General features: G+C 64.8%; 27 protein-coding genes. 12 read left to right on the top strand and 15 right to left on the bottom strand.

Annotated features, from left to right (window positions below):
• Positions 1–59 precede the first annotated feature (59 nt).
• Complete coding sequence (locus JG743_RS05100) at positions 60–854, top strand: bestrophin-like domain (protein ID WP_202298749.1); 795 nt, start codon at positions 60–62, stop codon at positions 852–854.
• Positions 855–928: 74 nt separating this feature from the next.
• Here JG743_RS05100 and JG743_RS05095 read toward each other — a convergent pair whose 3' ends face one another.
• The 5 genes from JG743_RS05095 to JG743_RS05075 all read right to left on the bottom strand — a co-directional run bounded on the left by JG743_RS05095 (position 929) and on the right by JG743_RS05075 (position 6,063).
• Positions 929–1,441, bottom strand: coding sequence for an OmpA family protein (locus JG743_RS05095; protein WP_202298748.1), 513 nt, complete (start codon positions 1,439–1,441; stop codon positions 929–931).
• Positions 1,442–1,451: 10 nt separating this feature from the next.
• Entirely contained in the window at positions 1,452–2,111 is a 660-nt protein-coding gene (locus JG743_RS05090) for a L,D-transpeptidase (RefSeq protein ID WP_202298747.1), read from the bottom strand.
• A 256-nt stretch (positions 2,112–2,367) separates the two neighbouring features.
• Positions 2,368–4,500 (bottom strand): adenylate/guanylate cyclase domain-containing protein, encoded by a 2,133-nt coding sequence (locus JG743_RS05085; protein WP_202298746.1) that lies wholly within the window; start codon positions 4,498–4,500, stop codon positions 2,368–2,370.
• Positions 4,501–4,808: 308 nt separating this feature from the next.
• A complete protein-coding gene (locus tag JG743_RS05080; RefSeq protein ID WP_202298745.1) occupies positions 4,809–5,672 on the bottom strand; it encodes a hypothetical protein in 864 nt (287 codons plus the stop codon).
• A 160-nt stretch (positions 5,673–5,832) separates the two neighbouring features.
• Complete coding sequence (locus JG743_RS05075) at positions 5,833–6,063, bottom strand: hypothetical protein (RefSeq protein WP_202298744.1); 231 nt, start codon at positions 6,061–6,063, stop codon at positions 5,833–5,835.
• A 342-nt stretch (positions 6,064–6,405) separates the two neighbouring features.
• Between JG743_RS05075 and JG743_RS05070 the strand changes: the two genes are divergently transcribed.
• The gene (locus tag JG743_RS05070; protein ID WP_202298743.1) at positions 6,406–7,431 is read left to right on the top strand and encodes an alpha/beta fold hydrolase; all 1,026 of its coding nucleotides are present in this window, start codon (positions 6,406–6,408) and stop codon (positions 7,429–7,431) included.
• 77 nt (positions 7,432–7,508) lie between these two features.
• On the opposite strand, the gene JG743_RS05065 is transcribed toward JG743_RS05070, so the two are convergent.
• The 6 genes from JG743_RS05065 to hemC all read right to left on the bottom strand — a co-directional run bounded on the left by JG743_RS05065 (position 7,509) and on the right by hemC (position 13,596).
• Positions 7,509–8,225, bottom strand: coding sequence for a glutamine amidotransferase (locus JG743_RS05065; RefSeq protein ID WP_202298742.1), 717 nt, complete (start codon positions 8,223–8,225; stop codon positions 7,509–7,511).
• Between the two features lie 50 nt (positions 8,226–8,275).
• Complete coding sequence (locus JG743_RS05060) at positions 8,276–8,755, bottom strand: tellurite resistance TerB family protein (RefSeq protein ID WP_202298741.1); 480 nt, start codon at positions 8,753–8,755, stop codon at positions 8,276–8,278.
• A 36-nt stretch (positions 8,756–8,791) separates the two neighbouring features.
• Positions 8,792–10,378, bottom strand: a complete 1,587-nt coding sequence (locus tag JG743_RS05055) for a heme biosynthesis protein HemY (protein WP_202298740.1) — start codon at positions 10,376–10,378, stop codon at positions 8,792–8,794.
• 10 nt (positions 10,379–10,388) lie between these two features.
• On the bottom strand, positions 10,389–11,846 hold the full coding sequence (locus JG743_RS05050; RefSeq protein ID WP_202298739.1) for a COG4223 family protein: 1,458 nt from the start codon (positions 11,844–11,846) through the stop codon (positions 10,389–10,391).
• A gap of 105 nt (positions 11,847–11,951) precedes the next feature.
• On the bottom strand, positions 11,952–12,668 hold the full coding sequence (locus JG743_RS05045) for a uroporphyrinogen-III synthase (protein WP_202298738.1): 717 nt from the start codon (positions 12,666–12,668) through the stop codon (positions 11,952–11,954).
• Position 12,669: 1 nt separating this feature from the next.
• A complete protein-coding gene (gene hemC, locus JG743_RS05040; RefSeq protein ID WP_202298737.1) occupies positions 12,670–13,596 on the bottom strand; it encodes a hydroxymethylbilane synthase in 927 nt (308 codons plus the stop codon).
• A 210-nt stretch (positions 13,597–13,806) separates the two neighbouring features.
• Here hemC and tsaD point away from each other — a divergent pair, with 210 nt between their 5' ends.
• The 6 genes from tsaD (at position 13,807) to JG743_RS05010 (ending at position 17,846) form a co-directional block, all read left to right on the top strand.
• Positions 13,807–14,892, top strand: coding sequence for a tRNA (adenosine(37)-N6)-threonylcarbamoyltransferase complex transferase subunit TsaD (gene tsaD / locus JG743_RS05035; protein WP_202302438.1), 1,086 nt, complete (start codon positions 13,807–13,809; stop codon positions 14,890–14,892).
• Positions 14,889–15,908, top strand: a complete 1,020-nt coding sequence (locus tag JG743_RS05030; protein ID WP_202298736.1) for an NAD(P)H-dependent glycerol-3-phosphate dehydrogenase — start codon at positions 14,889–14,891, stop codon at positions 15,906–15,908. Before tsaD ends, JG743_RS05030 begins: the two co-directional genes overlap by 4 nt.
• 28 nt (positions 15,909–15,936) lie before the next feature.
• Entirely contained in the window at positions 15,937–16,233 is a 297-nt protein-coding gene (locus JG743_RS05025; RefSeq protein ID WP_202298735.1) for a YciI-like protein, read from the top strand.
• Positions 16,234–16,264: 31 nt separating this feature from the next.
• On the top strand, positions 16,265–16,690 hold the full coding sequence (locus tag JG743_RS05020; RefSeq protein WP_202298734.1) for an EVE domain-containing protein: 426 nt from the start codon (positions 16,265–16,267) through the stop codon (positions 16,688–16,690).
• Positions 16,645–17,343 (top strand): class I SAM-dependent methyltransferase, encoded by a 699-nt coding sequence (locus JG743_RS05015; RefSeq protein ID WP_202298733.1) that lies wholly within the window; start codon positions 16,645–16,647, stop codon positions 17,341–17,343. Before JG743_RS05020 ends, JG743_RS05015 begins: the two co-directional genes overlap by 46 nt.
• Positions 17,344–17,423: 80 nt before the next feature.
• Complete coding sequence (locus JG743_RS05010; protein ID WP_202298732.1) at positions 17,424–17,846, top strand: DUF1761 domain-containing protein; 423 nt, start codon at positions 17,424–17,426, stop codon at positions 17,844–17,846.
• A gap of 114 nt (positions 17,847–17,960) precedes the next feature.
• On the opposite strand, the gene gcvA is transcribed toward JG743_RS05010, so the two are convergent.
• Positions 17,961–18,911: a transcriptional regulator GcvA gene (gene gcvA, locus JG743_RS05005; protein WP_202298731.1), complete on the bottom strand. Its 951-nt coding sequence runs from the start codon at positions 18,909–18,911 to the stop codon at positions 17,961–17,963.
• Between the two features lie 130 nt (positions 18,912–19,041).
• On the opposite strand from gcvA, the gene JG743_RS05000 reads away from it, so the two are divergent.
• Positions 19,042–19,296 carry a hypothetical protein gene (locus tag JG743_RS05000; RefSeq protein ID WP_202298730.1) on the top strand — a complete coding sequence of 85 codons (255 nt, stop codon included), beginning with the start codon at positions 19,042–19,044 and terminating at the stop codon, positions 19,294–19,296.
• 81 nt (positions 19,297–19,377) lie between these two features.
• Here JG743_RS05000 and JG743_RS04995 read toward each other — a convergent pair whose 3' ends face one another.
• Positions 19,378–19,914, bottom strand: a complete 537-nt coding sequence (locus JG743_RS04995; protein WP_202302436.1) for a L,D-transpeptidase family protein — start codon at positions 19,912–19,914, stop codon at positions 19,378–19,380.
• A gap of 144 nt (positions 19,915–20,058) precedes the next feature.
• Here JG743_RS04995 and JG743_RS04990 point away from each other — a divergent pair, with 144 nt between their 5' ends.
• The 3 genes from JG743_RS04990 (at position 20,059) to JG743_RS04980 (ending at position 22,603) form a co-directional block, all read left to right on the top strand.
• Complete coding sequence (locus tag JG743_RS04990; protein ID WP_126057506.1) at positions 20,059–20,742, top strand: response regulator transcription factor; 684 nt, start codon at positions 20,059–20,061, stop codon at positions 20,740–20,742.
• Between the two features lie 222 nt (positions 20,743–20,964).
• The gene (locus JG743_RS04985) at positions 20,965–21,420 is read left to right on the top strand and encodes a cyclic nucleotide-binding domain-containing protein (RefSeq protein ID WP_202298729.1); all 456 of its coding nucleotides are present in this window, start codon (positions 20,965–20,967) and stop codon (positions 21,418–21,420) included.
• A gap of 136 nt (positions 21,421–21,556) precedes the next feature.
• Positions 21,557–22,603 carry a glycosyltransferase family 9 protein gene (locus tag JG743_RS04980; RefSeq protein ID WP_202298728.1) on the top strand — a complete coding sequence of 349 codons (1,047 nt, stop codon included), beginning with the start codon at positions 21,557–21,559 and terminating at the stop codon, positions 22,601–22,603.
• 67 nt (positions 22,604–22,670) lie between these two features.
• On the opposite strand, the gene JG743_RS04975 is transcribed toward JG743_RS04980, so the two are convergent.
• On the bottom strand, positions 22,671–23,477 hold the full coding sequence (locus tag JG743_RS04975) for an exodeoxyribonuclease III (protein WP_202298727.1): 807 nt from the start codon (positions 23,475–23,477) through the stop codon (positions 22,671–22,673).
• Positions 23,478–23,585: 108 nt separating this feature from the next.
• Positions 23,586–24,251 (bottom strand): outer membrane lipoprotein carrier protein LolA, encoded by a 666-nt coding sequence (locus JG743_RS04970; RefSeq protein ID WP_202298726.1) that lies wholly within the window; start codon positions 24,249–24,251, stop codon positions 23,586–23,588.
• Between the last annotated feature and the right edge of the window lie 172 nt (positions 24,252–24,423).

Here is a 24,423-nt window from a genome sequence, read left to right as displayed (position 1 = left end):
TGGAACTACGGCCCTACAAACGCCTGCCGACGAATTCTCAGGATAGGGCGGGTGGTACTATGAGTGGCTGGTTGCATACTCTTCCACTGGCTTGGATGGCTCTCGTAGTGTTCGGGGCCACCTATATCGTCGCGTTCATCTTGCACCAAGGCATCGCCGCTCTTTCTGCGGGCTCCACGGCGCGGTCATTCAAGGCGCTTTCGCCTGGCATGTTGCCGCCGCTCGGCATCATCTTTGGCTTGTTTGTGGCGTTCACCGCGGCTCAGGTCTGGAGCGACAGCGATCGCGCCAGTGCGGCAGTCAATCGCGAGGCCAGTGCGTTGCGGTCGGTCGTGGTTCTGGCGAGCAGCTTTCCCGGGGAGCCCGAGGCGCGCCTACGGACGCTGGTTCGCAGCTATATCGAGGAAACGACGAGCCAGGAGTGGCCGCTGATGGCCGAGAGCGCGGCGACCCTCACCATAATCCCACCTGCGCTTAACGAGGCGCTGCGGACGACGCTGGCTTTGGCGCCAGGCAATCCCGGCCAGGAGATCGCGCAGCGCGAGATGACGAGGTGGCTTGAAGACGCCTTCGAGGCGCGTCGCCAACGGATTCTCGTCAGCTCGGCACAAGTCAATCCCACGAAGTGGGCCTGCCTGATCCTGCAAGCCTTCTGTGCTCTTCTCGCGATCGCGATCGTTCATAGTGATAACCGAATGGCATCGGCGATCGCTCTTGGAAGTTTTGCGACCGGCGTGGCGGCATCCGTTCTGTTAATTCTCGCCCACGATCGGCCCTTCACGGGAGAGATCGCAGTATCACCGCAACCGTTGCTGCAAGTTATGCCGGAAGCCAAGGCGGGCGGCGGCGGATGATACAGGCAGGAAGAGACGGGTAAATTCCGCCGCGTTGTGAGGCTCTGATTTGGTGACAGCAAAACAGCAGCCCCCTACGAGTCGTCCCTCTCATCGCGCAGATTGGACACAACGCGGCGGTTCTGCGACCTGCAGGCGTTGTCGGGGCAGTCGCGGACGAGCCTGTCCTTGCCGTAGCCCTTGGCCCACATGCGGTTGCGGTCTATGCCACCCGCGGCGAGGTAGTCCATCACTGCATCGGCGCGCTGCTGCGACAGCGCTGTTTCGCTTGCGCCGGGATCGTCGGCGAAACCCTGCAGCTTGAGCAGCCAGCGCGGATACTTTGACAACCAGGCGATCTGGGTGTCGAGGGTGGTCTTGGCGACAGAATCGAGCGCGGCCGAACCTTTCGTGAAATAGGTGCGGCGGCCGACATTGAGGATAAAATCCTCCTCGCTGCCCGGCTGCACGGTCTGGAAGCCGGCAATCTCGGCGTTGGTGACGTCGGGCGTGGAAGGGGCCAGCGTGTTGCTGGTCGAGCAGGATGCGGCCAGCACCAGCAGGCCCGCTGCGAGCAGCCGGCGCGTGTTTTCAATCATGCGGTTCATGATGCGCCAATCATTCGACAGTGGTGGAAGCGGGCGCCTGGTCGGCGATGTGCGGCAGGACCTCCACCGCGGTGCCGATCGGGCACCGTTGGTAGAGGTCGATGATGTCTTCCGGGAACATGCGGATGCAGCCGCTGGAAGCGTCGGTGCCGATGCTCCATGGCTCCAGCGTGCCATGCAGGCGGTAGCCGATGTCGGCGCCGTCGCGGTACAGATAGAGCGCGCGCGGCCCGAGCGGATTGTTGGGCGCGCCGCCAGCGATCATGGGCGGAAGCTCCGGCCTGCGCTTAAGCATTTCGGGGGGCGGGACCCATTGCGGCCACAGCGCGCGGCGGTCGATCGTCGCGCGGCCGTACCATTTGAAGCCCTCCTTGCCGACGCCGACGCCGTAGCGGATGGCGGTCTTGTTTTCCATGATGAGGTAGAGAAAGTGGTGGCGGGTATCGACCACGACGGTGCCGACCGACTCGCTGCTGAAATACTTGACGATCTGGCGATGCCATCTCTTGTCGATCTTGGCGAAGTTGGTCTTGCGATAGACAAAATTGTTGTCGATGGCGGTACCGGCGAAATAGGATTTTGACGCCGCGGCTTGAACAATATTGCCGGCTGCACCGACCGCGACCAGTGCCAGGCCGCCGGTCACAACACCCCTGCGTGAAAAAACCATCGGCAATCCCCCATGCCTTTAGTCTGGCGAACCATAGTTGAGAATTATTTCGCCTCAAAGTGGAAAATGCCGCGGTTAGCCGGAAGCCGTCAGTCCGCTTTGGGGGGTGAGCGCGACAAGCCATTCGACTTCGGACCTCATCCCGGTCGTCGGAAACATTTCCGCCGCGTCCCCAAAGCAGCCACTTTGCCATTTATTGCTTGATCTTGGATCGGCTCATTGCACGCATGAACGCCATCGGCGCTGCCCCCCGCGACTAGAATCTCAACACCCAGGCTTCCACTTTTCCCTTGCCTTTGACTTCGATAGCGCCGCGCGGCTCGAAGACGAATTGGTCCTTGAGCTGTTCGTAGACGGGGCGCGTCACCTGAACAGAGTCGGGAACTCCGCCAGACTCCATGCGGCTCGCCAGGTTCACTGTGTCACCCCATAGATCATAGATGTACTTACTCTTCCCAATGACGCCGGCGACCACTGGCCCGCTGTTGACGCCAACCCTGAGCTTCATCGAGACGTTGTGTTCCATTGCGTGCTCACGGGTAATGTGGACCATGCGGATGGCCATGCGGACCATGCGCTCGGCGTGGTTGGCCACCGGAACGGGTAGGCCGCACACCGCCATATAGGAGTCGCCCACCGTCTTGATCTTCTCGATGCCGAGATCGTTGGCGGCAACGTCGAAGCGCGTGAAGAGTCCGTTGAGAAACATCACCACATCGTGCGGCGGCATTTCCGATGTCAGCGCCGTGAACCCGACCAGATCTGCGAAGGCGACCGTGACCTCGGCAAAGCCGTCGGCGATCCTCTCCTCGCCGGCGCGCAGCCGATTGGCGATCGGTGCCGGCAGGACGTTGAGCAGCAGTTGCTCGTTCTCGCGATTCTTGTTCTCGATCACGACATTCTTCTGGTGCAGATCCTCAACCATGCCATTGAAGGCCGAGCAGAGTTCGCCAATCTCGTCGCGCGTGCGGACCGGCACGCTGGTCGCATAGTCGCCGGCAGAGAAGCGTTTGACCCCGGCAGTGAGATCGCGGAGCGGTCCGAGCAGCGCGCGCGAAAGCCAGGCGGCGGTGGCCGCGACCACGAGCATCGCCAGTCCTCCGACGAGCAACAGATCCCGGCGGAGTTCGGCGATCGGTGCAAAGGCCTCGGCGCTGTCGACCTTGGCGACGAGAGCCCACTTGAGATCGGAAATCGCGAGCGGGCCCCATGAAGCGAGCGTCGGGACGCCACGGTATCCGATGATCTCGCCCGTGCCCTCGACGCCGGCGAGCGCGGCACGGGAGGCCTCGGTGTCGATGCGCTGATGCAGCACTGGTGTCCCGTAACGCTGAATGGCGGCGATCTCCTCTTCCGAGGCGCCGACGGACTTGAGGTCGGCGAAGAAGTTATCCCGGTTCTCGTAGAATGCCCGCGGGCCAGAGCGCGCCAGATAATCGGGTCCGACGAGATAGGCCCCACCCGTGTCGCCGAACCCTTCCTGTCGCCAGCGGCGGTTACCGGTGACAACGTTGTCGATCTCATCATTCGAAAGTTTCGCGACCAGCACGCCGATGACGACGCCCTGGGCAATCACCGGTGCTGCCATGAAGGCGATCGGCGCGCCGCCTGATGGCGCATAGGAGGCGAAATCTACGAGGCAGATGGCTGACGGGTCTGCGACCTGCGAGCAGCGGGCGACGGCGGCCGCGACGTTGGCGCTGCGGTACGGACCCAACTGAAGAGACGTGGTGAAATCCACCTGCTTCTCGACCGTATAGATCAGGCGACCTGATTTGGGGTCGGCAATCATGAGATCGAAAAAGCCGACCGTGGTAGCCGCAGCGCGCATCAATGGATGATATATGGCATGCAGTCTGGAGTATTCGCTTCCGTCGCCGGCGTCGTCGAGAAGCTTGCGCCGTTCCGCGGGGTTGGGATTTTCCACAATGTAGTGATACTGCAGATAGTAGGGGGCACCACTGACCGGCAGGTAGTCCGACAGGGCTGGTTCCCTGCCCAGGGTGCGGGTCATTCCGGGGATGAAGTTCCCAGCGTACCAATCGCCGACCCTCTGCCGCAGCTCAGGCGGCGCGCCTGCCCGGTCGAGTTGGTCGACCGCGGTCCGGAACTCGCGTGTCGCATCGACCACCATCTTGGAAGTGGCAAGCAGGCGCAGTTCCGCCTGGATCGTGCGGAAGTAGTTTTCAACCTGGCGCGTCTTGGTCTGACGGGCGGCCGTGAGTTGGTCGAAGACTGCCTTTTCGAGAGCATCGCGGGCGCGGAAGTAACCGAGCGCCCCGGTGACCATGACCGCGATCGCGCCAAGAAGGACAAGGGTTGCAAACAGCTTTGCGGCCAATCCCCAGCCCGCGGGGTTGGATGAGCCGGTCACATCTGAAGAAGACATGAGATCTGACTTTGTTTTTGCATCAGGTCTTCGGAAACAGAAACGTCGGCGTCGCGTCGGACGGCAAGCCAGGATCGTGTTTCATCTGTTTCCCCCCTCTCCCTCGCATATGCATACCAAATTTACTGCGAGACGTGTGCGGGAATGCGTTGTCGATTTCCCCGTGGCACCGCACGGCGCAGAAGCGTCGCGCTCGAACGGGACACCTTCCGCTCGTTCTATCGCTGGGTTAGCAACTATACTTATCAACTGCATAGCGCCGCACCGCGCGCCGTGCCGGCCGCAACTGATTGCGCACTTTCGGCACGTCAGGGTCGGCGGCTTGTCTCGCTGCCCCAGGCCGGGTTCTGCAAATCTCCGTGCAGGCAATAGTCGAAAGCATGGCACGTGTCGGCAGCGGGTCGGGTTTCCCAGAATGAAGCCGCGAGATTCGCGGTCCGGACGACACGCTCTCGTGCTTGCTCAACGCCCATGCCGAGGATCAGGGATCCGTCCTTGCGCTCGCGTAGCCACTTCTCAATGTCATATCCTAGATCTTGGCTGTTCTTGAAGCTCAGGCGCATCGTGAGATTGGTTTCCAGTGCGGCGCTGGTCGCATCAGGCCAAAGCGGGGCAAGCGCAAGGCCCGCCCTTGTCATCTCGCCTTCTCCCAAGACAGCGCAATCCGCCCCTATGGCGACGCGTTGCGCTGCCCGCCATCTGGCCATGTCATCGCGTCCGGTCGGACCGTATATGCTGAGCGTGTCGAGGAAGTCCCGATAGGAGCGGTTCCGATCGAATGCGAGGTCACGAAATTCCAGTGCCGCAATCGCCTCGACAAGCGAAACTCCCCTTCGAGCAGCTTCGGTTGCGTCCTGCCAGGCGGCAACAGCATAGTCGCTGCTTATGATATTGCGCTCGTAGAAGTCGGGAAGGGCCTCATCGAGTTTGGCCAGCGGCGTCGCAAGGGCGTCGAACGCCTCACGCCGGGCATCATTGCGAACACCATCGAAAACGAATTCGCTCCACGTTACGAAGATTGCCCGGATTGAATGCAGGCGAATGGGAAGGTCTATTTCGCGCCCTAATCCCCACGGCCCATCGCCAATGCGTGCGATTCCAGGGAAGGCGCGCATGGCCGCTCGCAATGCGACAAGGCGCTTGTTCGCATCGTCGGAGATATTGGCGAGCATGCTACGAGGCGAACCATCGTCAGGAAGCCGCTCGCTCCAAAATCTGAGCCGTTCAGATGGGTGCATTGGGTTTCGCGATCGGCTAGCTGGCAATCGGAAGCTGATCTTACAGCATAGTCCCCAAGATTGCCTGCACGCCACGTCCGCAATGCGTGCGGCGCTACTCCGAAAAGCTCACGCTCACGCCGCGCTGCCGGAAATAGGCCTGCATCAACTTGCGGCCCGAGCGGTTGTTCTGCACCAACCTGGTCGGATTGAACACCGCCTGTTTTAGCCCTTCTCGTGCCAGCGCCGCCTTGAGCGTCGCGATATGCGCATCGATGTCGGCATTGTTGGCCTGCAGCGACGCATAGATACTCTCGGTCGCCTCGGCCACGGTAGGTTCGCTCACAGGTGTCGTCCTTTGGTTGGTGGAGCGGCGGCTTACCACAGATTCGCGGCGCCGCCGAGACCGATGAGGCTGCACTCAAGGCAATTGGCTTTTGCTCTATTCCTCGCCGGCTTGCCGAAGATCAGGCCCAGGAACCCGCCGAGCCAGCGCTGCGGCTCGTTCCTCGTCAACGGGCTCGATCAGCACGAGCCGGTGCGACCTCGCATGGCACCGCGCCACCCTTCGCACCGTCAGCGTGACCAGATCGGTGCGTTCTGACTGGCGTGGCGTTTCGGCCCAGCGCATAATCCCCGCCAAGCCTGCGCAGCGATCAGCTTGCGCCGCAAGGACAGGAGGCCGGGCATGAGCACAGATCGCGAAGAGGTCGACCGTCAGCGCCGCCGCTTGCTCGGCCTGGCCGCACTTGCCGCCGCCGGCCAGTTCGGCATGCCGGTCGTGGCCGGAGCGCAGGCGACCGGACAACCGGACGCGTGCTTCGGCCCGCTGAAGCAGGTCGATGCCGGCGTGCTCAAAATCGAGTATGCCGAGGCGGGCCCGTCCGATGGCCCGCCGGTCGTGCTCTTGCATGGTTGGCCGTACGACATTCACAGCTTCGTCGACGTCGCACCGATGCTTGCATCGGCGGGGCATCGCGTGCTGGTACCCTACCTGCGCGGCTATGGGGGAACGCTCTTTCGTTCCGCCGGGACATTTCGCAACGGCGAGCCAGCGGCGCTCGCCGTCGATCTCACAGCCTTCATGGATAGTCTCAAGATCAAAACCGCGGTCCTGGCGGGCTTCGACTGGGGCGCCCGGACAGCCGACATCGTCGCCGCGCTCTGGCCCGAGCGCGTCAAGGCGCTGGTTGCTGTCAGTGGCTATCTGATCGGTAGCCAGGAGGCCGGCAAGATGCCCCTGCCGCCGCAGGCCGAGTTCGAGTGGTGGTACCAGTTCTACCTCGCGACAGAACGCGGCCGTCTTGGCTACGAGAAAAACCGGCGCGATTTCAACAAGCTGATCTGGCATCTCGCTTCGCCGAAATGGGCATTCGATGACGCCACCTACGCGCGCAGTGCGGCGGCCTTCGACAACCCTGATCACGTCGACGTCGTGGTCCACAACTACCGCTGGCGGCTCGGTCTGGCCGAAGGCGAGGCCGAGTACGCCGAAATGGAGAAACGACTGGCCACCGCCCCGACGATCGGTGTCCCGACCATCACGCTGGAGGGCGACGCCAACGGCGCGCCGCACCCAGCGCCGAGTTCATACGCCAAGATGTTCACTGGCAAGTATGAGCATCGGCAGATCGAGGGAGGTGTCGGGCACAACCTCCCTCAGGAGGCGCCGAAGGCCTTCGTCCAGGCCGTTCTTGACGTCGCCGGTTCGTAAGACTGACCGGCGAGCCATGACGGAATGGCCGTGCAAATGTCCGCAAGCTCGGCCGTTCAGGGCAATTGGCTTTTGCTCTATCCCTCAGTCGGCTTACCGAAGATCCGCCCCAAGAATTCGCCGAGCCAGCGCTTCAGGTGCATGTCCCAGATCAGCCGGCCGCCGAGATGGTCGCGGCCAGGCTGCGCGCCGGGCAGTTCGAAACGATGCGCGCCGCGCACCACCCAGCGCTGCATCATCGCCCGTGTCAGTTCGCCGTGGAACTGGATGCCCCAGGCGTTGTCGCCATAGCGGAAGGCCTGGTTGGGATAGGTCTCAGCCGTTGCCAAAAGCGTCGCATCCTTGGGCAGCGAAAAGCCCTCGCGATGGAACTGGTAGACCATCTCCGGCCAGTGCATCAGCTTCTTGCCGGCTTCGGTCGCCTTCAGCGGATACCAGCCGATCTCGACCAACCCCTCGCCGTGACCCTCGACCCTGCCACCGAGATGGTTGACCAGCATCTGCGCGCCGAGGCAGATGCCGAGCAACGGCCGGTTCTCCCTCAGCGGAATGTTGAGCCAGTTGGTCTCGCGGCGGACGAACTCGTCCTCGTCATTGGCGCTCATCGGCCCGCCGAACACCACGGCCCCGGCATGGCCGCCCAGCGTGCCCGGCAGTTCGTCGCCGAGCGGTGGCCGGCGGATGTCGAGATCGAAGCCTTCTTCCAGAAGCATGTGGCCGACGCGGCCGGGGCTCGAACTCTCCTGATGCAACACGATCAGGATCTTTGGTTTCGAACGCGGTCTGGGAGGCATCGGAAGGCGGGACCCTGTCTATTCGTCGCCCAGACTATTCATCGCCCAGACTATTCATCACTTGAGGTTCCGCGGGCGCCTGGCGCCCGGGCTGCCGCCTTCTGGCGCGCCTCGACGCGGTCGCGGCGTTCGACGCCGATCAGCTCGGCGACGCGCCACACGGTGTTGTCCTCCAGTTCGTGCAATTCGCCGTCGGCATAGACGATCTCCCACATCAGGCCGACGAAGGCCTTGCGCGCCTCGGCGTCGAGATGGCGCTTCAACACGCTGGTGAAGGCATAGAGGTCGATCGCCTCATTGTCGGCGCGCTCGCCGGCCGCGGCCAGCGCGTCGAGCTCCTCGCCGCCAATCGAATAAGTCTGCGCCAGCACCGCCTTGAACCGTTCCCACTCGACATCCTGGCGCACGCCGTCGGCGTTCATCACGTGATAGAGCAGCGCCGACGCGGCGACGCGCGGATCGTCCGCGTTGGCGCGCGCGGCGGCTCCGCCCGGTAGATCCCTTAAGAAGGACAAGACGCGTTCGAACATCACTTCATTCCCATAGGAGCGGGACCGATCCCGGCCTCAAAACAAACGAAACCGACGCGGCGCTTTTTCCGCCTCGTCGTCCGGGTCGACGCCGGGGTCGTCGGGCAGCCGTGCCAGCTCCTCCGCCGGCTCGACCGCTTCGGCGTCGGCGGGAACGGCGGCAAAGGCGGCAGCGGTGACCGGCTTCACTTGATCCGCATCGGACGCCGCGGGCGTGGCCGACCCATCCGCCGAAACGGCGTCAATGGTCTTTTCCTTCGCCGGCGCGGAAGACACGGTGATCGCCGGCACGACGGTCTCCGCAGCCTCCTCATGGCTGTCGATGAGATGGCCGAGACGCTCCATCGGCGCCCGCCATTCGAACGCGTCGAGCTTGCCGGTGACCGGCGACACCGGCACCCAGTGTTCGGAGATGACGCCGTCGGCGACCCAGGCCGGATCGCGCGGCGCCCTGACCGCCTTGGACAGCAACTGCCTGACCTTGCCCTGGTCGCCGGTCTCGGCCTCCTCGATATCGGCCAAAAGCAGATAGGCGCCTTCGCGCCGGTCCATGCGGATGGCCGCATCCGCCTCGCGCCGGGCGGTGGCGAAATCCTGCGCGTCGAGCGCAGCGCGCGCCACCGCCATCGAGGACTCCGCATGGTTCTTCTTCAGGTCCTGCAGCTTCTTCGCCCGGTTCAGCCGGTCGCCCACGGCGTCGCCCGGACGGGCATGGGTGTAGAGCTCGGCGATTTCCGGATGCGGCTCGGCCCGCCACGCTGTTTCGAGGATCTTGGAACCCTTGCGCACATCGTTCTGACGGAACAGCAGCTTCGCGGCCGCGACTGCCGCCGGCACGAATTCGGGCACCAGCTTGTTGGCTTCGAGCGCAGCGGTCCTTGCCGCGTTGGCGTCGGTGTCGAGCAGCGCCTCAGCCTTGGCGGTGAGCAGCACGGCCCGGCGCCGGTTGGCGGCGTCGCGTTCGATCTGCCGTGTCGACTTCTGCGCCTCGACCAGCTTCAGCGCGCCATCCCAGTCGCCGCGCCCGGTCAGTTCCTCGAGCGTCGATTCGGCGGCCCAGGCAAGCTGCGGCGCCACGGCCGCGGCGCGCCCGGCATAGTGCCTGGCGGCGTTGCGGTCGCCGAGGCGCTCGGCCTCCAGATAGAGCCCGCGCAGGCCGAGCAGCCGCATCTCGGGATCGTCGAGCATCGCCTCGAACTTCTCGCGCGCGCCTTCATGGTCGCCTTCGAGCAGCGAGGCCTGCGCCTCCAAAAGATGGATCAGCGGTTCCTGGTCGGAGCGGATCAGCTTCGCCGCTTCCTTGGTCTTCTTGCGCGCCAGCACGCCATCGCCGGCGCCGGCCGCGATCATGCCAGTCGACAGCGCCTGGTAACCGCGGTCGCGACGGCGCACGCGGAAATAGCGCGAAATGGTGTAGGGGCTGTTCCACAACGACTTCACCAGCCACCACAGGATCATCACCGCGGCGACGACCGCGACCACCGCCACCGCCGCCACCATCAGGCTGACCTGATACTGATAGCCGTTGAAGGTGATGACCATGTCGCCGGGACGATCGGCCAGCCAGGCGAAACCGAGCCCAAGCGCGAAGACGACGGCTAGGAAGATGAGGATGCGGATCATCTGGGTTTCCTCACGCCTTCATTGCGCCGGCAATCAGCGAATCGATCAGCTTTTCGACCTCCAGCCGCGCCTTCAGTTTGCCGGCAAAATCCGCGCCGGCGGCCTTCGCCGCTTCCGGCAGCGTGTCGTATTCGCTGAGCGCCTTGGCATAGTCGCCCCGGTTGACCGCCACCTCCATGCGCGCCACGGTTTCCGGTGCGCCCTTGCCCTCGACGGCGCCGATCGGCCGGACCTTGACCAGCGATTCGGCGCTCGACATCAGGTTCTGCAGGAAGCCTGCATTCTCGTCGACGGGCGTCGCGGCGGCGACCATGGCGTTGGCGGCGGCATCAACCTCGGCGGCGATGTCCGTCCGGGTCGAGACACCCTTCTCGGCATAGGCGCGCAGCGTCGCGATCTCCGGCGCATCGGGCGAAATCGCCGCGAAGGTCTCGAGCTCGGCGGCGAACGGTGCGCCGCGGTCGAGCGCCGACTTCAGTGCCGACGCCGCGATGGCGAGCGCGATCTTCGGCTGCGAGGCCTGCGCCTCGACCTTGCCGGAGAGCTGCGACACCGACTGCTCCAGCGTGGCCAGCCGGCCATCCTGCGCCTTCGCCGCCTCGCCGGCCGACTTCACCAGCGCATCGAGCCCGGCCAGCTTCTCATTGAGCGGCCCGAGATCGACCGGCGCGGCACTGCCGGCCTTCTGCAGGTCGGCAATCGCCGCCTCGACCTGCTTGAGCTTGTCGCCCAGCGCCGCAACTCCTGCGGCATCGCCGGCGCCGCCTTGTTCGACCGCCGATTTCAACGCCGCGACGTCCGACTTGACCTGGTCCAGCGTCGACGACAGCCCGTCGACCTTGGCCGAGGCATCGCCATTGCCGCCTGCTTGCTTCAGGCCCGCGATCTCGCTCTTCAGCGCAGCGATCTCACTGTTGACACCGTCGAGCGAGCCGCCGCCCGATCCGGGCGCGCCGAGCAGGCCGGCGAACTGCAGCCCGCCGGCGGCGGCCAGCGCCATGACGCCGCCGATGACCCCGGCGGCAATGCCGTTAAGGCCGCCGCGTTTCGGCTGCGGCGCCATATAGTCTTCCCTCACGCGTGTTGTTTTCGGCGCCGCGTCGGCAGCCGCCGCCTTGGAGGAAGCATCCTCGAAATTGTAGTCGGAAGCGTGCGTCTGATTCGGCGGCGCGCCGGAACCTGCCGGATAGGGGCGCTCCGCCTCGTCCGCGCCTTTGGCGCTGGCATCTTCCGTTCCGGCCTGTGCCACGGCGTCGCTATGCTCCCACGGCTCATGATCGACCTGGTCGGCATGCACCGGCTCCTCGGGAGACTCGGGCTGCGCAGCGCTCGCGGCTTCCTCTGCCTTGGCCTCGGCGGTCTTCGCCGCATCCTCCTCGACGATGCGCGAGACGGCGCCGGGTTCGAGTTCGATCGTCACCGGCTCGCGGCGGCTTTTCGAATGTCGCATCTTCGGCGTCTTGACCATGCTTGGGCTCCGCAAATTTGGCTTGGGATGGTTCAAAGGGTCTAGAGCTCAGGATGCTCTAGCACATCACCAAGCGGTGAAAAGGGGCGGCGTGATGACACAGACCTAGGGCACGGTCTGCAATAGCGCGAGCAGCGCGTCTTCCTGTGGCTCTCCGGCGACGCGAACCCTCTCGGGGGCGACGCCGTCGAGGGCCGCGGCGATACGTCCAGACAGCACGAAAAATCTGGTCTTTTCAAAAACATCGCCGAGCGCCGGCCGCCGGATCAGGGCCTGCATCGCCGCGGCCGCCTTGGCCGAGTAAAGCAGGACGGCCTCGATTGCCCCGCCTGATAGACGTGCGACCAGATCCGAGTCGGAATAGCCCTGCGCAATCGTGTCGTAGGTCTCGATGGCACGGATCGGGATGCCGCCGGCCGAAAGGCGCTGCTCGAAGGAAGGAAAGCGCACACGGCCGCAAAGATAGACCAGCGTCTCTGCCGAAGCCCCTTCAATGACAACATCGGCCAGCGCCACCGCATCGCCCGGGCCTTCTCTGACCGATGAAAACCCTGCCTTGCGCGCCGCTTCCGCCGTCCTTTTGCCGACCGCATGGCAAGGCAGAGCGGCGAGCGCGGCGATAAGGTCCCGCGAGGCATGGCGCACCGCATTGGCGCTGGTGACGGCGACCGCTGTCGCATCCGAGGGAACCGCTTCCGCATCGGCCGGCAGCGCCACGGTCTCGGTCAGCGGCAACAGGATGGGCCTAAAACCCATCTCCTCGAGCCGCCGCATGGTGCGCGAGGCGCCCGGTTCCGGCCGCGTCACCAGAACGCGGAGCATCTCAGGCCCAGCCGTCGAAGAAGGTTTCGCCGGCCTTGGCCCGCACCGCCCTGGCGGCTTCCGCGCCGATCCGGGCGGCATCGCTGGCCGGCCCATCCAGCCTGACTTCATGCGACTGCGTGCCATCGGGCGAGATGATCAGCCCGGCGAAGGAGAGCTTGTCGCCCGAAATCGTCGCATGGCCGGCGATCGGCGTGCGGCAGGAACCGTCGAGCGCCGCAAGGAAGGCGCGCTCGCAGGCCAGCGCCTGGCCGGTCGGCGCGTCATGGATCGCCGCCAGCATCCTTTCGACATCGGCATCGCCGATGCGGCTTTCGATGCAGATCGCGCCCTGCCCCGGCGCCGGCGGAAATTTTTCAAGCGGCATCAGGTCGGTGACGACTTGCTCCAGTCCGAGCCGCTTCAGCCCGGCATAGGCAAGGATGGTGCCGTCGGCGACGCCCTCGTCCAGCTTGCGCAGCCTGGTCTGCACATTGCCGCGGAACATCACCACGTCGAGATCCGGCCGCATCCGCCTGATCAGCGCCTGGCGCCGTAGCGACGACGAGCCGACCCTGGCGCCCCGGGGCAATTCGGCGATGCTTCTCGCCGCCTTGCCGATGAAGGCGTCGCGCGCATCCTCACGCAGCAGGAAGGCGGAGAGTTCGAGCCCATCGGGCAAAACCGTCGGCATGTCCTTCGAGGAATGCACGGCAATGTCGATGCGGCGCGCCAGCATCGCCTCCTCGATCTCCTTGGTGAACAGGCCCTTGCCGCCGGCCTCGGACAACGGACGGTCCTGGATGCGGTCGCCGCTGGTCGAGATGACGGCAATCTCGAACGCCTGCTCCGGCAGGCCATGCGCCGCCATCAGCCGCGCGCGCGTCTCATGCGCCTGGGCTAGCGCCAACGGGCTGCCGCGTGTTCCGATTTTCAAGGTTGTTTGCATGGCGCGCGGTCCGTGATAACCCCCGGAAAACTGAGGTCTGCCGAGATTCAGGTCAGGCCGGGTCGAAAATTGTGGGTTCCGAGAACCGGAGCGGAGCGTACTTGAAGTACGTGAGCACCGGAAGCGCAGGAACCCGCCATTTGCAGGCCGGCATCACCTGAATATCGACAGACCTTCGGCGACACAATCTTCGAGGACAGCGACCAATTGATCCGCGTTCTGGGCATTGAGACGAGTTGCGACGAGACGGCGGCCAGCGTGGTGGCGCTGGATGGCACCTCCGCGCCAAAAATCCTGTCCAACATCGTGCTCAGCCAGATCGAGGAGCATGCCGCTTTCGGCGGCGTCGTGCCGGAGATCGCCGCGCGCGCCCATGTCGAGGCGCTGGACGGCATCGTCGAGGCGGCCCTTGCCGATTCGGGCGTGGCGCTCGACGAGGTCGACGCGATCGCCGCGACCGCAGGTCCCGGCCTTGTCGGCGGGCTGATCGTCGGACTGATGACGGCGAAGGCGATCGCCGCCGCCGCCGACAAGCCGCTCATCGCCATCAACCATCTCGAAGGCCATGCGCTGACGGCGCGGCTGACCGACGGGCTCGACTTCCCCTACCTGCTGCTGCTGGTTTCCGGTGGCCACACCCAGATCGTCGCCGTGCGCGGCGTCGGCGACTACCAGCGCTGGGCGACCACCATCGACGATGCGCTCGGCGAAGCCTTCGACAAGACGGCCAAGATGCTCGGCCTGCCCTATCCGGGCGGCCCCAATGTCGAGAAGGCGGCAATGTCGGGCGATGCGAGCCGCTTTGCCTTCCCGCGCCCGATGAAAGGTTCGGCGCAGCCCGATTTCTCCTTCTCCGGCCTGAAGACGGCCGTGCGCCAGGCCGCGACCGCCATTGCGCCGTTGAGCGACCGGGATGTCGCCGATATCTGCGCCTCCTTCCAGGCGGCGGTGGCGGATGCTCTGGGCGATCGCGTCGCGCGCGCGCTCGCCCGCTTCCGCCACGAATTCCCCGACAAGGCGAAGCCGGCGCTGGTCGTCGCCGGCGGTGTCGCCGCCAACCGCACGGTCAAGGCGACGCTGGAAGCGCTCTGCGCCGAGGCCGGCTTCGACTTCGTCGCGCCGCCGCAAGAACTCTGCACCGACAATGCGGCGATGATCGCCTGGGCCGGCATCGAGCGGCTGCGCGCCGGAATGGCGGACGAGAACGCCGCCGATTTCGTGCCACGCTCGCGCTGGCCGCTCGACAGCGTCTCCACCCCGATGGTCGGTTCCGGCCGGCGCGGTGCCAAGGCATGACTGAGGTGGTCACGAGCGGTGGCGAGGCGCCGAGCGGCTGGCGTGTCGCCGTGCTTGGCGGTGGCGCCTGGGGCACGGCGCTGGCGCTCGCCATGCTGCGCGCCGGCCACTTCGTCCGTCTCTATGCACGCGACCCAGAAACCGTCGCCGCGATCGACCGTGGCGAGAACCCGCGCTACCTGCCGGGCATCGCGCTGCAGGCCGGCATCGTGGCGACGACCGACATCGCCGCGGCGCTCGACGGCGCCGACTGCGTGCTGGCGGTGGCGCCGGCGCAGGCGCTGCGCGCCATGCTGGCGACCGCGAAGCGGCACGTCCCGCCAGGCATCCCGCTGGTTCTCTGCGCCAAGGGCATCGAGCGCGACACCGGCGCGCTGCTGTCGGCGATCGTCGAGGAGGTTTTGCCGGAGAACCCGGTTGCCGCCCTGTCCGGCCCGAGCTTCGCCACCGACGTCGCCCGCGGCCTGCCGACGGCGGTGGTGGTCGCCGCCCGCGAGGCGGAGCTGGCGGCAGACCTTGCCGCCCGCTTCTCGGCCGAGAATCTGCGCTGCTACTCCAGCGACGACCTCGTCGGGGTCGAGATCGGCGGCGCGCTGAAGAATGTCTTTGCCATCGCCGCCGGCGCCGTCACCGGCGCCAAGCTCGGCGCCAGCGCCCAGGCCGCCATGGTGACGCGCGGCTTCGTCGAACTGCGCCGCATCGGCGCCGCCTTCGGCGCCCGGCCGGAGACGCTGATGGGACTGTCCGGCCTCGGCGATTTGCTGCTCACCTGTTCGTCGGCGCAGTCGCGCAATTTCGCCTATGGGCTGGCTCTTGGCCAGGGCAAGCCACTGTCTGGCCTGCCGCTCGCCGAAGGCGTGCCGACGGCGGCGATCGCCGCCCGCATTGCCAGGGAGCGCGGCATCGATGCGCCGATCATCACGGCGGTCGCTGCCATTCTGGACGGCGCGATCACCATCCGCGAGGCGGTGACGGCGTTGATGACCCGACCGCTGAAGACCGAAACCGACATCTGATTCCCGAACAAACCGGAGCTGGAGAAACATGCTGTTTGCGTTGATTTGCAAGGACAAGCCGGGCAGCCTGCAGGTGCGCCTCGATACGCGGCCCGCGCATATCGCCTTCCTCGAGGGGCTGAATGCCGAGAAGAAGCTCGCCTTCGCCGGCCCCTTCCTCGACGCCGATGGCACGCCGAACGGCAGCCTGGTCGTCGTCGAGGCGCCGGACCTGGCCGGCGCCGAGGCACTGTCGGCGGCCGACCCCTACGCCAAGGCCGGCCTGTTCGAGAGCGTCGAAATCCGCCAGTGGAACTGGACCTTCAACAAACCGGCGGCTAGTTAACCCGCAGGCGCGCACGCAGGAGGGACCAAAAATGAACTACTGGCTGTTCAAATCCGAACCCTCGGTCTTCTCCTTCGAGGCGCTGAAGGCCAAGGGCAAGGCCGGGACGCAGTGGGACGGCGTGCGCAACTACGCCGCCCGCAACAACATGAAGGCGATGCAGATCGGCGATCTCGGCTTCTTCTACCATTCCAATGAAGGGCTCAACATCGTCGGCATCGCCGAGGTCTGCGCGCTCGCCCATCCCGACACCACCAGCGACGACCCGCGCTGGGAATGTGTCGACATCCGCGCCTTCAAGGATGTGCCGACCCCGGTGACGCTGGAACAGGTCAAGGCCAATCCCGAGCTCGCCGAAATGGCGCTGGTGCGGCTCGGACGGCTTTCCGTGCAGCCGGTGACCCCGGCCGAGTGGAAAGAGGTCTGCCGCATGGCCGATCTCTCGCCGGTTCCGTGACCAGGCTCACGCCGAAAAACGCGAAGAAATTCATTCTCGACAACACGGCGCTGATGGCGCCGCCGCATGTGCCGGAAGTGCTCTTGCATCTCGCCGACGAGGCGCATGATTTGTGGCTGCGCACCGAGGACGAACTCGCCGCGATCGGCCTGCCGCCGCCCTTCTGGGCCTTCGCCTGGGCCGGCGGCCAGGGCCTTGCCCGCCATGTGCTCGACCATCCGGCGAACGTGCGCGGAAAGAGCGTGCTCGACTTCGCCTCCGGTTCCGGCCTGGTTGCCATCGCGGCGGCGAAGGCCGGCGCCGCAGCGGTGACCGCCGCCGACATCGACCCGTTTTGCGAGACGGCGATCGCGCTTAATCTGGAGGCCAACCAGGTCGAGGCGGAATTCCTCGGCGAGGATTGCGTCGGCACCGACGGGGGCTGGGATGTCGTGCTGGCCGGCGACGTCTTCTATGACAAGCCCTTCGCCGACAGGCTGCTGCCTTGGTTCGCGGCGCTAAAGGCGCGCGGCGCCGAGATCCTCGTCGGCGATCCCGGTCGCGCCTATCTGCCGAAGACGGGCCTGGAGCGGCTTGCCGTCTACCAGGTGCCGGTGACGCGCGCGCTGGAGGATGCCGAGGTCAAGCGCACCACCGTCTGGCGCCTTGCTTGACGGCGGCGCCGAACAGGCGTTCCATCGCCGCGATTTCAAAAGGATGCGTGTTTGGACGACATGCATTGGGAGGGGGAAGCATGGATTTTTCAGCGGTGAACTGGCTGGCGGTGATCGTTGCCGCCGCGGTGGCGTGGCTGTTCGGCGCCGCCTGGTACACGACGCTCAGCAAGCCGTGGCTCAAGGCGGCCAAGCTTGACCCGGCGACGATGAAACGCTCGGCGTTGCCCTTCATCATCTCCTTCGTCGCCGAACTGATCATGGCGTTCGTGCTGAGCCTGGTCGTGGGCGCGATGACCGGCGGCGAGCCGAGCCTGGTCGCCGGGTTGATCTTCGGCTTCGTGCTCTGGCTGGGGTTCGTCGCCACCACGCTGTCCGTCAACCACCGCTATGAAGGCTTCGGCTGGGACCTGACGCTGATCGATGCCGGCCACTGGCTGGGCGTGCTGCTCCTCATCGGCGCGGTCATCGGCTGGTTCGGCGCGCCGGCGGTCGCCGGCTGAGCCGGTTCCAGAGCGGTTCATCGTTTCATGGGAAAGCAGAACCGCTCTATCTTCTTGTCTTGACGCAAATCCGGACGGAAAACCGCTTCACAGTTTTCCTGGAATTGCTGTCGTCTAGAGCTCGTCCCAGCTTCGGTGTGTCGGATCTGGCTGCGGCGTGTGGACCTCGTTGAGTATCCACTCCTTGAAGGCAACGATCCTGGCGTCGTCGGCCGATTTTTGCGGATAGACCAGGAAGTAGGCGAATTCGGGCGCCACCTTGATGCCCAGCGCGAAGGGACGGACCAGCCTGCCTTCCGAAAGGTCGCCGGCCACCATCGCGAAATCGGCCAGCGCCACCGCATTGCCGTCGATCGCCGCCTGCGTGGCATCGGTCGAGGATCCGAACACGAGCGTGCGGCTGTCGTCGAAATCGTCGACGCCGGCCGCCTGCATCCACATGCTCCAGTTCGGCCAGGTGACGCCCTGCCGCGACCATTCGATATGTGCAAGCGTATGCTGGAACAGGTCGCGTGGCTCCTTCAGCGGCGGACCGGACCGCAACAAGGCCGGGCTGCACACCGGAATGATGATGTTTTCGAACAGCCGGTGCGCGCAAAGCCCCGGATATTTCCCGGCGCCGAACCGAACGCCGATGTCGACGTCGTCGCGCTCGAAGTCCCTGACATCGTAGGTGATGTCGAAACGCAGCTCGATGCCCGGCTTCTGCCGACGGAAATCGTCGACGCGCCGCATCAGCCACTTTGTCGCGAACTGCGCGTCGAGCGTCACCTTCAGCAGCGCCGTGCCGCGCGTCATCTTGCGCGCGCGGGACACCGCCCGGTTGAGCAGGTCCAGCGCATCGATCGAGGCCTCGAACAGCACGTTTCCTGCTTCCGTCAGCCGGATCGTGCGGCTGGTGCGGGTGAACAGCACCAGGTCGAGCTGATCCTCGATTTCCTTGATCTGATGGCTGACCGCGGCCGGCGTCAGGCCGAGCTCGTCGGCGGCGCGGGTGAAGTTGAGATGCCTGGCCGCCGCTTCGAACGTCCTCAGCGCGCGCGTTCCGGGCAGCAGGCGAGCCATTCGATCTCCAAATAAAACTTGATAATTGGACAAGAACTACTCGTTTCCCGTTTATTTTTCAATCCAGCATGATGACAGCATCGAAACACTATCAAACCGGATTTGATATCCGGAGAAACCGGATAGAGCCATGACCGAGATCGTTCTGAAGTCCCACACCGCTCTGAAATCCCGCTCCGGCATCGCCGACTGGCTGCGCGCTGCGATCGATTGGCTGCGCCAGGCGCGGGTCGCTGCCCAGGTTCCCCACGAATCCGTCGAGGATCTCTCCGACGCGCTGCTGCGTGACATCGGCGCCGAGCGCCGCGACGTGGCCAAGGCGGTGGATCGGCAACTCCGCGAAATCGGGCTGCTCGGCACAGGCTGGCAGCAGCCGAGAAGGTAAGGGATTGGGCAGTAGGGAATAGGCAGTAGGAAGGGAGCATTCTGCCCTACTGCCTACTGCCTACTGCCTACTGCCTACTGCCTACCTCACCACCCTCACCACCGTCCGGTCCGACAGCAGCGGCAACAGCCGCGCCATGGTGCGGGCCGTCACCGCCACGCAACCTTGTGTCGGCGTGAAGCCCGGCCGCGCCAAATGAAAGAAGATGGCGCTGCCGCGGCCGCGCCGGCGCGGCGCGATGTTCCAGTCGAGCACCAGGCAGGCATCATAGAGCCGGTCGTCACGCCGCATCCGCTCATGGCTGGCGCCATAGGGGATCTTCACCGGACGATTGTAGTTGCGATCGTCGGGCACCTCGCACCAGCCGAGATCCGGCCCGATCGGCGCCATCGAAAGCCGCGTCCTGCGGCCGCCGGAAAAATGATCATCACGGAAATAGCCTGACAATATGCGCATGGCGCCGAGCGGCGTCGCGCCGTCGCCCTCGCGCTTGTTCGCCGAAATGCCGCCGCGTCCGAGCGCGCAGGCGAACACCAGGCTGCCCGCCTGCAGCAGGCCCTGGCTGGGATGGCCGGGCCTGGCGCGCACGCTGAGCACGGTGAGGCCTTTTGGCAAAATTGCGCCGGCTGCATTGCATGGACGTTTTTTCTTGTATGATCGCGCCACGGAACAAATCACTGTGATCGGCTGTTGTGTCGGTCAGCTTCCGCATAAATGGGGGACGGTCAACTGAATATTCTTTTTAAAACAACGGATTGATCCATGACCTCACGCACCATACTGATCGTTGACGACGACGATGACCTGCGCGGCACGCTCGTCGAGCAACTGGCCCTCTACGAAGAGTTCGACGTCCAGCAGGAAGCGACGGCCGCGAAAGGCGTCGCCGCGGCGCGCGGCGGCCTCGTCGACCTCCTGATCATGGATGTCGGCCTGCCCGACATGGACGGCCGCGAGGCGGTGAAAATCCTGCGCAAGGGCGGCTACAAGGCGCCGATCATCATGCTGACCGGCCACGACACCGATTCCGACACGATCCTCGGCCTCGAGGCCGGTGCCAACGACTATGTGACCAAGCCGTTCCGCTTCGCCGTGCTGCTTGCCCGCATCCGCGCGCAATTGCGCCAGCACGAGCAGAGCGAGGACGCCACCTTCTCGGTCGGTCCCTACACCTTCAAGCCCAGCCAGAAGCTGCTGATCGACCAGCGCGGCGCCAAGGTGCGGCTGACCGAAAAGGAGGCCTCGATCATCAAATACCTTTATCGCGCCGAGCAGAAGGTGGTGACGCGCGACGTGCTTCTGGAAGAAGTCTGGGGTTACAATTCCGGAGTCACGACGCATACGCTGGAAACCCATGTCTACCGGCTGCGCCAGAAGATCGAGCGTGATCCTTCCAATGCCGAAATTCTTGTGACAGAAAGCGGCGGCTACAAGCTGGTTCCTTAAACTTTTCATGATCTATTGAGCGGTCAGGGCGGGGCCGCTTCGGAAGCGATCCTGGTGCTGGAGGGTGGTTGGATCGGCTCCGAAGCGCATCGGCCAAAAATCGGAATCGATTTTTGGCGGGCACGATGCATAGACTCAAGGATGTTGGAGCGTCCTTTGCGTGTCCAGGGGACGCGGCGCTCCAAGGGAGGGACTGGACTGACCGCTCGGGGACATAGCTAGATGGCGCTGGATGACGACATCCGCATCCTGTCCGCTGTGAAGCTCTTCGAGGGCTTCACGCAGGAGCAGCTGCGCCTGCTCGCCTTCGGCGCCGAAACCACGTTGCTTCAGGCGGACCACAAGCTCTACCGCGAGGATGACGTGGCTGACTCGGCCTATATCGTGGTCAGCGGCCGCATCGCGCTCTATCGCGAGCAGAATGGCGAGCGCGTCCCGATTGGCAGCGCCGGCCCCGGCACCATGCTCAGCGAGCTGGCGCTGATTGCCGACACCAACCGGCTGACCAGCGCATCGGCCGCGGTCGACTCGGAGGTGATCCGGCTCAGCCGCAAGATGTTCCGTCGCATCCTGGAAGAATATCCGGAGATTGCGGTGCTGTTGCACGAGCGCATCCTGGAAGAATTCCAGCAGATGGTCAGCCGCATCGAAAAACTGGGGCCGCGGTTCAACGGGTAGACCAACAGCACCGGTGTTGATCATCCGGACCCGAGGGGCGAGGTTCCGTTGACAGGCAAAAGGTGAGATCCTACAGGACCTGTAGGGCGGGCCGCGTAGCAGGCACCGACACCACCGAGCTCCTGGGGGGAGCGGCATGCTGCCAGCGCGTTACGAGACGATTATCTTGTACTCACGCAAAGACGCGTTCGGCGACGGCTTGCTGCGGATCCCGGCCTTGCGAGCGGCGAGAACCGCATTTCCCGACAGTCTGATCGTTTACGGGACCACCCAGACGTGCAGCCTCGAACACGCGGTCAATGACCATGTCCACCACCTGGTCGATACGATAAGGGCGCAGACGCCCTTGGCGCATCTGGTCGCCAACCACCGCAAGGGCAAGGAGCGGCTGGCCATCGTCGATTTCCGCATCGTGGCGCCCTGGCTGGTTCAAACCTGGGTGTCGCTGCTCGGCCGCGGCATCGTCTACGAAGCAAACTTTCCGGCTTTCGCTCTGTCCTGGCCCCCTGGCCATGGACCGGAGGCACGACCCGGGCACAATGCATGGCGCTACCACCGCCTTGTCGAACGCCTTGCGGGGAGGCGGTTGCCCTTCGACCACCGGCTGGAGCCGACTCCGGCCGCGCGTGCGGCGGCCGGGCGCCTGGCAGGCGGCAAGCATGCGCCGTTGGTCGTCATCGCGGCCCATGGTGACGGCAACAAACGGATGACGGCGGATCAGGTTGTCGCGATATCCGACAGCATGATCAGCGATGGCGCAAACCTAATCTATGTCAAAACACCGGGCGTCGGCCCGGACATGACCGAGCTGGCTCAACGCGTGCCGAAATTGCAGCTTATCGAGCCAGGCGCGGCGCAGGATATCCCTGTCGGCGACATCCTGCTGGCACTCGGCGAACTCGCCGATCTTTACATTGGCGCCGAAGGCGGCACTGCGCATCTCATGGCCACGGTGATGACGCCGATGGTCATCGTCAATAGCGGTGCCAACATGGTTCGCTGGCGGCCGCTTTCGAACAGCGTGGACGTGGTGGAGGCGCGCCATGAAAGCCCGACCGGCCTGGTCGCCAATGTCCCGGCACCGAAAATCATCGAAGCCGCCAGGCGGATGTTGGCGACGCGCCGCCGGGATCATCCCTGCCTGATGGGCCATGCGGACAAGAAAGAGGCTCTGTCCGCATAGCGTTCCAGGACGGCGCGCCCCAAGGGCTTCAAGCGCCGCGTTTGAAACCGTCCGGCTGAGCCGGACCTCAATCCAGATCGAACCGCGCAATCACCGGCACGTGGTCCGACGGCCGCTCCCAGCCGCGCGCCGGACGCAGGATCTCGTAGCCGGTGAAGCGCTCGGCCAGGTTCGGCGACGACCAGACATGGTCGAGCCGCCGGCCGCGATCCGACGCTTCCCAGTCCTGCGCGCGGTAGCTCCACCAGGTGTAGAGCTTCTGCTCGGCAGGTACGTTGAGCCGCATCAGGTCGACCCAGTCGCCGGCGCGCCGCATCGCCTCGAAGCTTTCGGTCTCCACCGGCGTGTGGCTGACGACGTTGAGCAGCTGCTTGTGCGACCAGACATCATGTTCCAGCGGCGCAATGTTGAGGTCGCCGACCAGGACCGAGCCGGACACCTCATTGTGCTCGGCTCGGATGGCATTCATCTCGGCGACGAAATCCAGCTTGTGCCTGAACTTGCGGTTGATCTCCGGGTCGGGCTCGTCGCCGCCGGCCGGCACATAGAAATTGTGCAGCAGGATCGACTTGCCGCCGGCGCTTACCCTGACCGACAGGTGCCGGCTGTCGTCGATCTCGCAGAAGCGGCGCTTTTCGACCAGCTCGATCGGCCGCCGCGCCACCGTGGCCACGCCGTGATAGCCCTTCTGGCCGTGGAAGGCGATGTGCTCGTAACCGAGCTTGCGGAAGGCCTTTTCCGGAAACAGCTCGTCCGGAACCTTGGTTTCCTGCAGGCACAGCACATCGGGCGCGTATTCCAGAAGCAGGCGCTCGACGATCGGCATGCGCAGCCGCACCGAGTTGATGTTCCAGGTGGCGATGGAAAAGGGCATGCGGCTGGTCCGGGACAGTTCCGCAAACTACTGCCAGCCGCACGCCGCAAAAACAAGCCGGATGCCAATCGTTGATGGCGGCTCTGCCCGGCAAGGCCCTCCGAAGAACTACCTGGTCTTCGTATTCAGCTCGCGGTTCGCCGTATAGTCGATGGCAAAGGTGTCGGGGGCGAAGCTGACGCCTTCCTTGACGTTGAAGATCATCACCGTCGTGTCCTTGCCCTGCGCGTCGGTGATGGTCCACTGCCGCAGTTCATAGGACTTCGGATCGAACATCATGGTGATCCTGGCATTGCCGAACACCGACTTGTCGGAGAGCTGGATGGTGGTGAGGTCGTCCTCTTCCTTGACGCTTTTCACTCGCCCGCCTGACAGATCGATCCGGTCGTCGAGCAGAAGCTTCAGCGGCGTCTTCGACAGCGGATAGAGGTCGGAGGTGTTGAGCTTCTTGTTGAGGATGACCACCGACTTGCCGTCGGAGATGACCCGGAAATTCGACGATCCGTCATAGTTGAAGCGGATCTTGCCCGGCCGTTCCAGGAAGAACTTGCCGCCGGTCTGCTCGCCCTTGGGCCCGAACTGGACGAACTCGCCGCTCATCGATTTGACCGAGGAGAAGTGGTCGGCGATCTTCTGCGCCGCCGGCGGAATCGCCGCTTGCGCCGACGCCAGGAGCTGGAAGCCGGGGACGACATTGACGCTTGCCGCGCCGGCAAGCACGAGGCCGAGGCCAAGCGCCTGGCGGCGGTTCGGGGCGAAAGGTGCGTTTTTCATGCCGGTCACTTTCTGATTCGAATGGTGTCGCAGTCTCTGGGCCCCCAGTTGGGCTGAAGTTTGGCGGTTCCAGTGACGCTCCGTCGCTTCAACGCGCCGAAAGGTTCAAGGTTGCCAGCCCGACCGGATCGGTCGCGAGACTAAGGGTCTGTTGAGACTCAGGTCAGGCAGA

This window comes from Mesorhizobium sp. 131-2-1 (assembly GCF_016756535.1).
In the GTDB taxonomy this organism is placed as follows: domain Bacteria; phylum Pseudomonadota; class Alphaproteobacteria; order Rhizobiales; family Rhizobiaceae; genus Mesorhizobium.
This window is presented reverse-complemented; position numbering and strand designations above follow the sequence as displayed.

Coding starts and splice junctions, on each gene's coding strand:
- JG743_RS05100 (WP_202298749.1), top strand. CDS start 60: ATGAGTGGCTGGTTGCATACTCTTCCACTGGCTTGGATGGCTCTCGTA.
- JG743_RS05095 (WP_202298748.1), bottom strand. CDS start 1,441: ATGAACCGCATGATTGAAAACACGCGCCGGCTGCTCGCAGCGGGCCTG.
- JG743_RS05090 (WP_202298747.1), bottom strand. CDS start 2,111: ATGGTTTTTTCACGCAGGGGTGTTGTGACCGGCGGCCTGGCACTGGTC.
- JG743_RS05085 (WP_202298746.1), bottom strand. CDS start 4,500: ATGTCTTCTTCAGATGTGACCGGCTCATCCAACCCCGCGGGCTGGGGA.
- JG743_RS05080 (WP_202298745.1), bottom strand. CDS start 5,672: ATGCTCGCCAATATCTCCGACGATGCGAACAAGCGCCTTGTCGCATTG.
- JG743_RS05070 (WP_202298743.1), top strand. CDS start 6,406: ATGAGCACAGATCGCGAAGAGGTCGACCGTCAGCGCCGCCGCTTGCTC.
- JG743_RS05065 (WP_202298742.1), bottom strand. CDS start 8,225: ATGCCTCCCAGACCGCGTTCGAAACCAAAGATCCTGATCGTGTTGCAT.
- JG743_RS05060 (WP_202298741.1), bottom strand. CDS start 8,755: ATGTTCGAACGCGTCTTGTCCTTCTTAAGGGATCTACCGGGCGGAGCC.
- JG743_RS05055 (WP_202298740.1), bottom strand. CDS start 10,378: ATGATCCGCATCCTCATCTTCCTAGCCGTCGTCTTCGCGCTTGGGCTC.
- JG743_RS05050 (WP_202298739.1), bottom strand. CDS start 11,846: ATGGTCAAGACGCCGAAGATGCGACATTCGAAAAGCCGCCGCGAGCCG.
- JG743_RS05045 (WP_202298738.1), bottom strand. CDS start 12,668: ATGCTCCGCGTTCTGGTGACGCGGCCGGAACCGGGCGCCTCGCGCACC.
- hemC (WP_202298737.1), bottom strand. CDS start 13,596: ATGCAAACAACCTTGAAAATCGGAACACGCGGCAGCCCGTTGGCGCTA.
- JG743_RS05030 (WP_202298736.1), top strand. CDS start 14,889: ATGACTGAGGTGGTCACGAGCGGTGGCGAGGCGCCGAGCGGCTGGCGT.
- JG743_RS05025 (WP_202298735.1), top strand. CDS start 15,937: ATGCTGTTTGCGTTGATTTGCAAGGACAAGCCGGGCAGCCTGCAGGTG.
- JG743_RS05020 (WP_202298734.1), top strand. CDS start 16,265: ATGAACTACTGGCTGTTCAAATCCGAACCCTCGGTCTTCTCCTTCGAG.
- JG743_RS05010 (WP_202298732.1), top strand. CDS start 17,424: ATGGATTTTTCAGCGGTGAACTGGCTGGCGGTGATCGTTGCCGCCGCG.
- gcvA (WP_202298731.1), bottom strand. CDS start 18,911: ATGGCTCGCCTGCTGCCCGGAACGCGCGCGCTGAGGACGTTCGAAGCG.
- JG743_RS05000 (WP_202298730.1), top strand. CDS start 19,042: ATGACCGAGATCGTTCTGAAGTCCCACACCGCTCTGAAATCCCGCTCC.
- JG743_RS04990 (WP_126057506.1), top strand. CDS start 20,059: ATGACCTCACGCACCATACTGATCGTTGACGACGACGATGACCTGCGC.
- JG743_RS04985 (WP_202298729.1), top strand. CDS start 20,965: ATGGCGCTGGATGACGACATCCGCATCCTGTCCGCTGTGAAGCTCTTC.
- JG743_RS04980 (WP_202298728.1), top strand. CDS start 21,557: ATGCTGCCAGCGCGTTACGAGACGATTATCTTGTACTCACGCAAAGAC.
- JG743_RS04975 (WP_202298727.1), bottom strand. CDS start 23,477: ATGCCCTTTTCCATCGCCACCTGGAACATCAACTCGGTGCGGCTGCGC.
- JG743_RS04970 (WP_202298726.1), bottom strand. CDS start 24,251: ATGAAAAACGCACCTTTCGCCCCGAACCGCCGCCAGGCGCTTGGCCTC.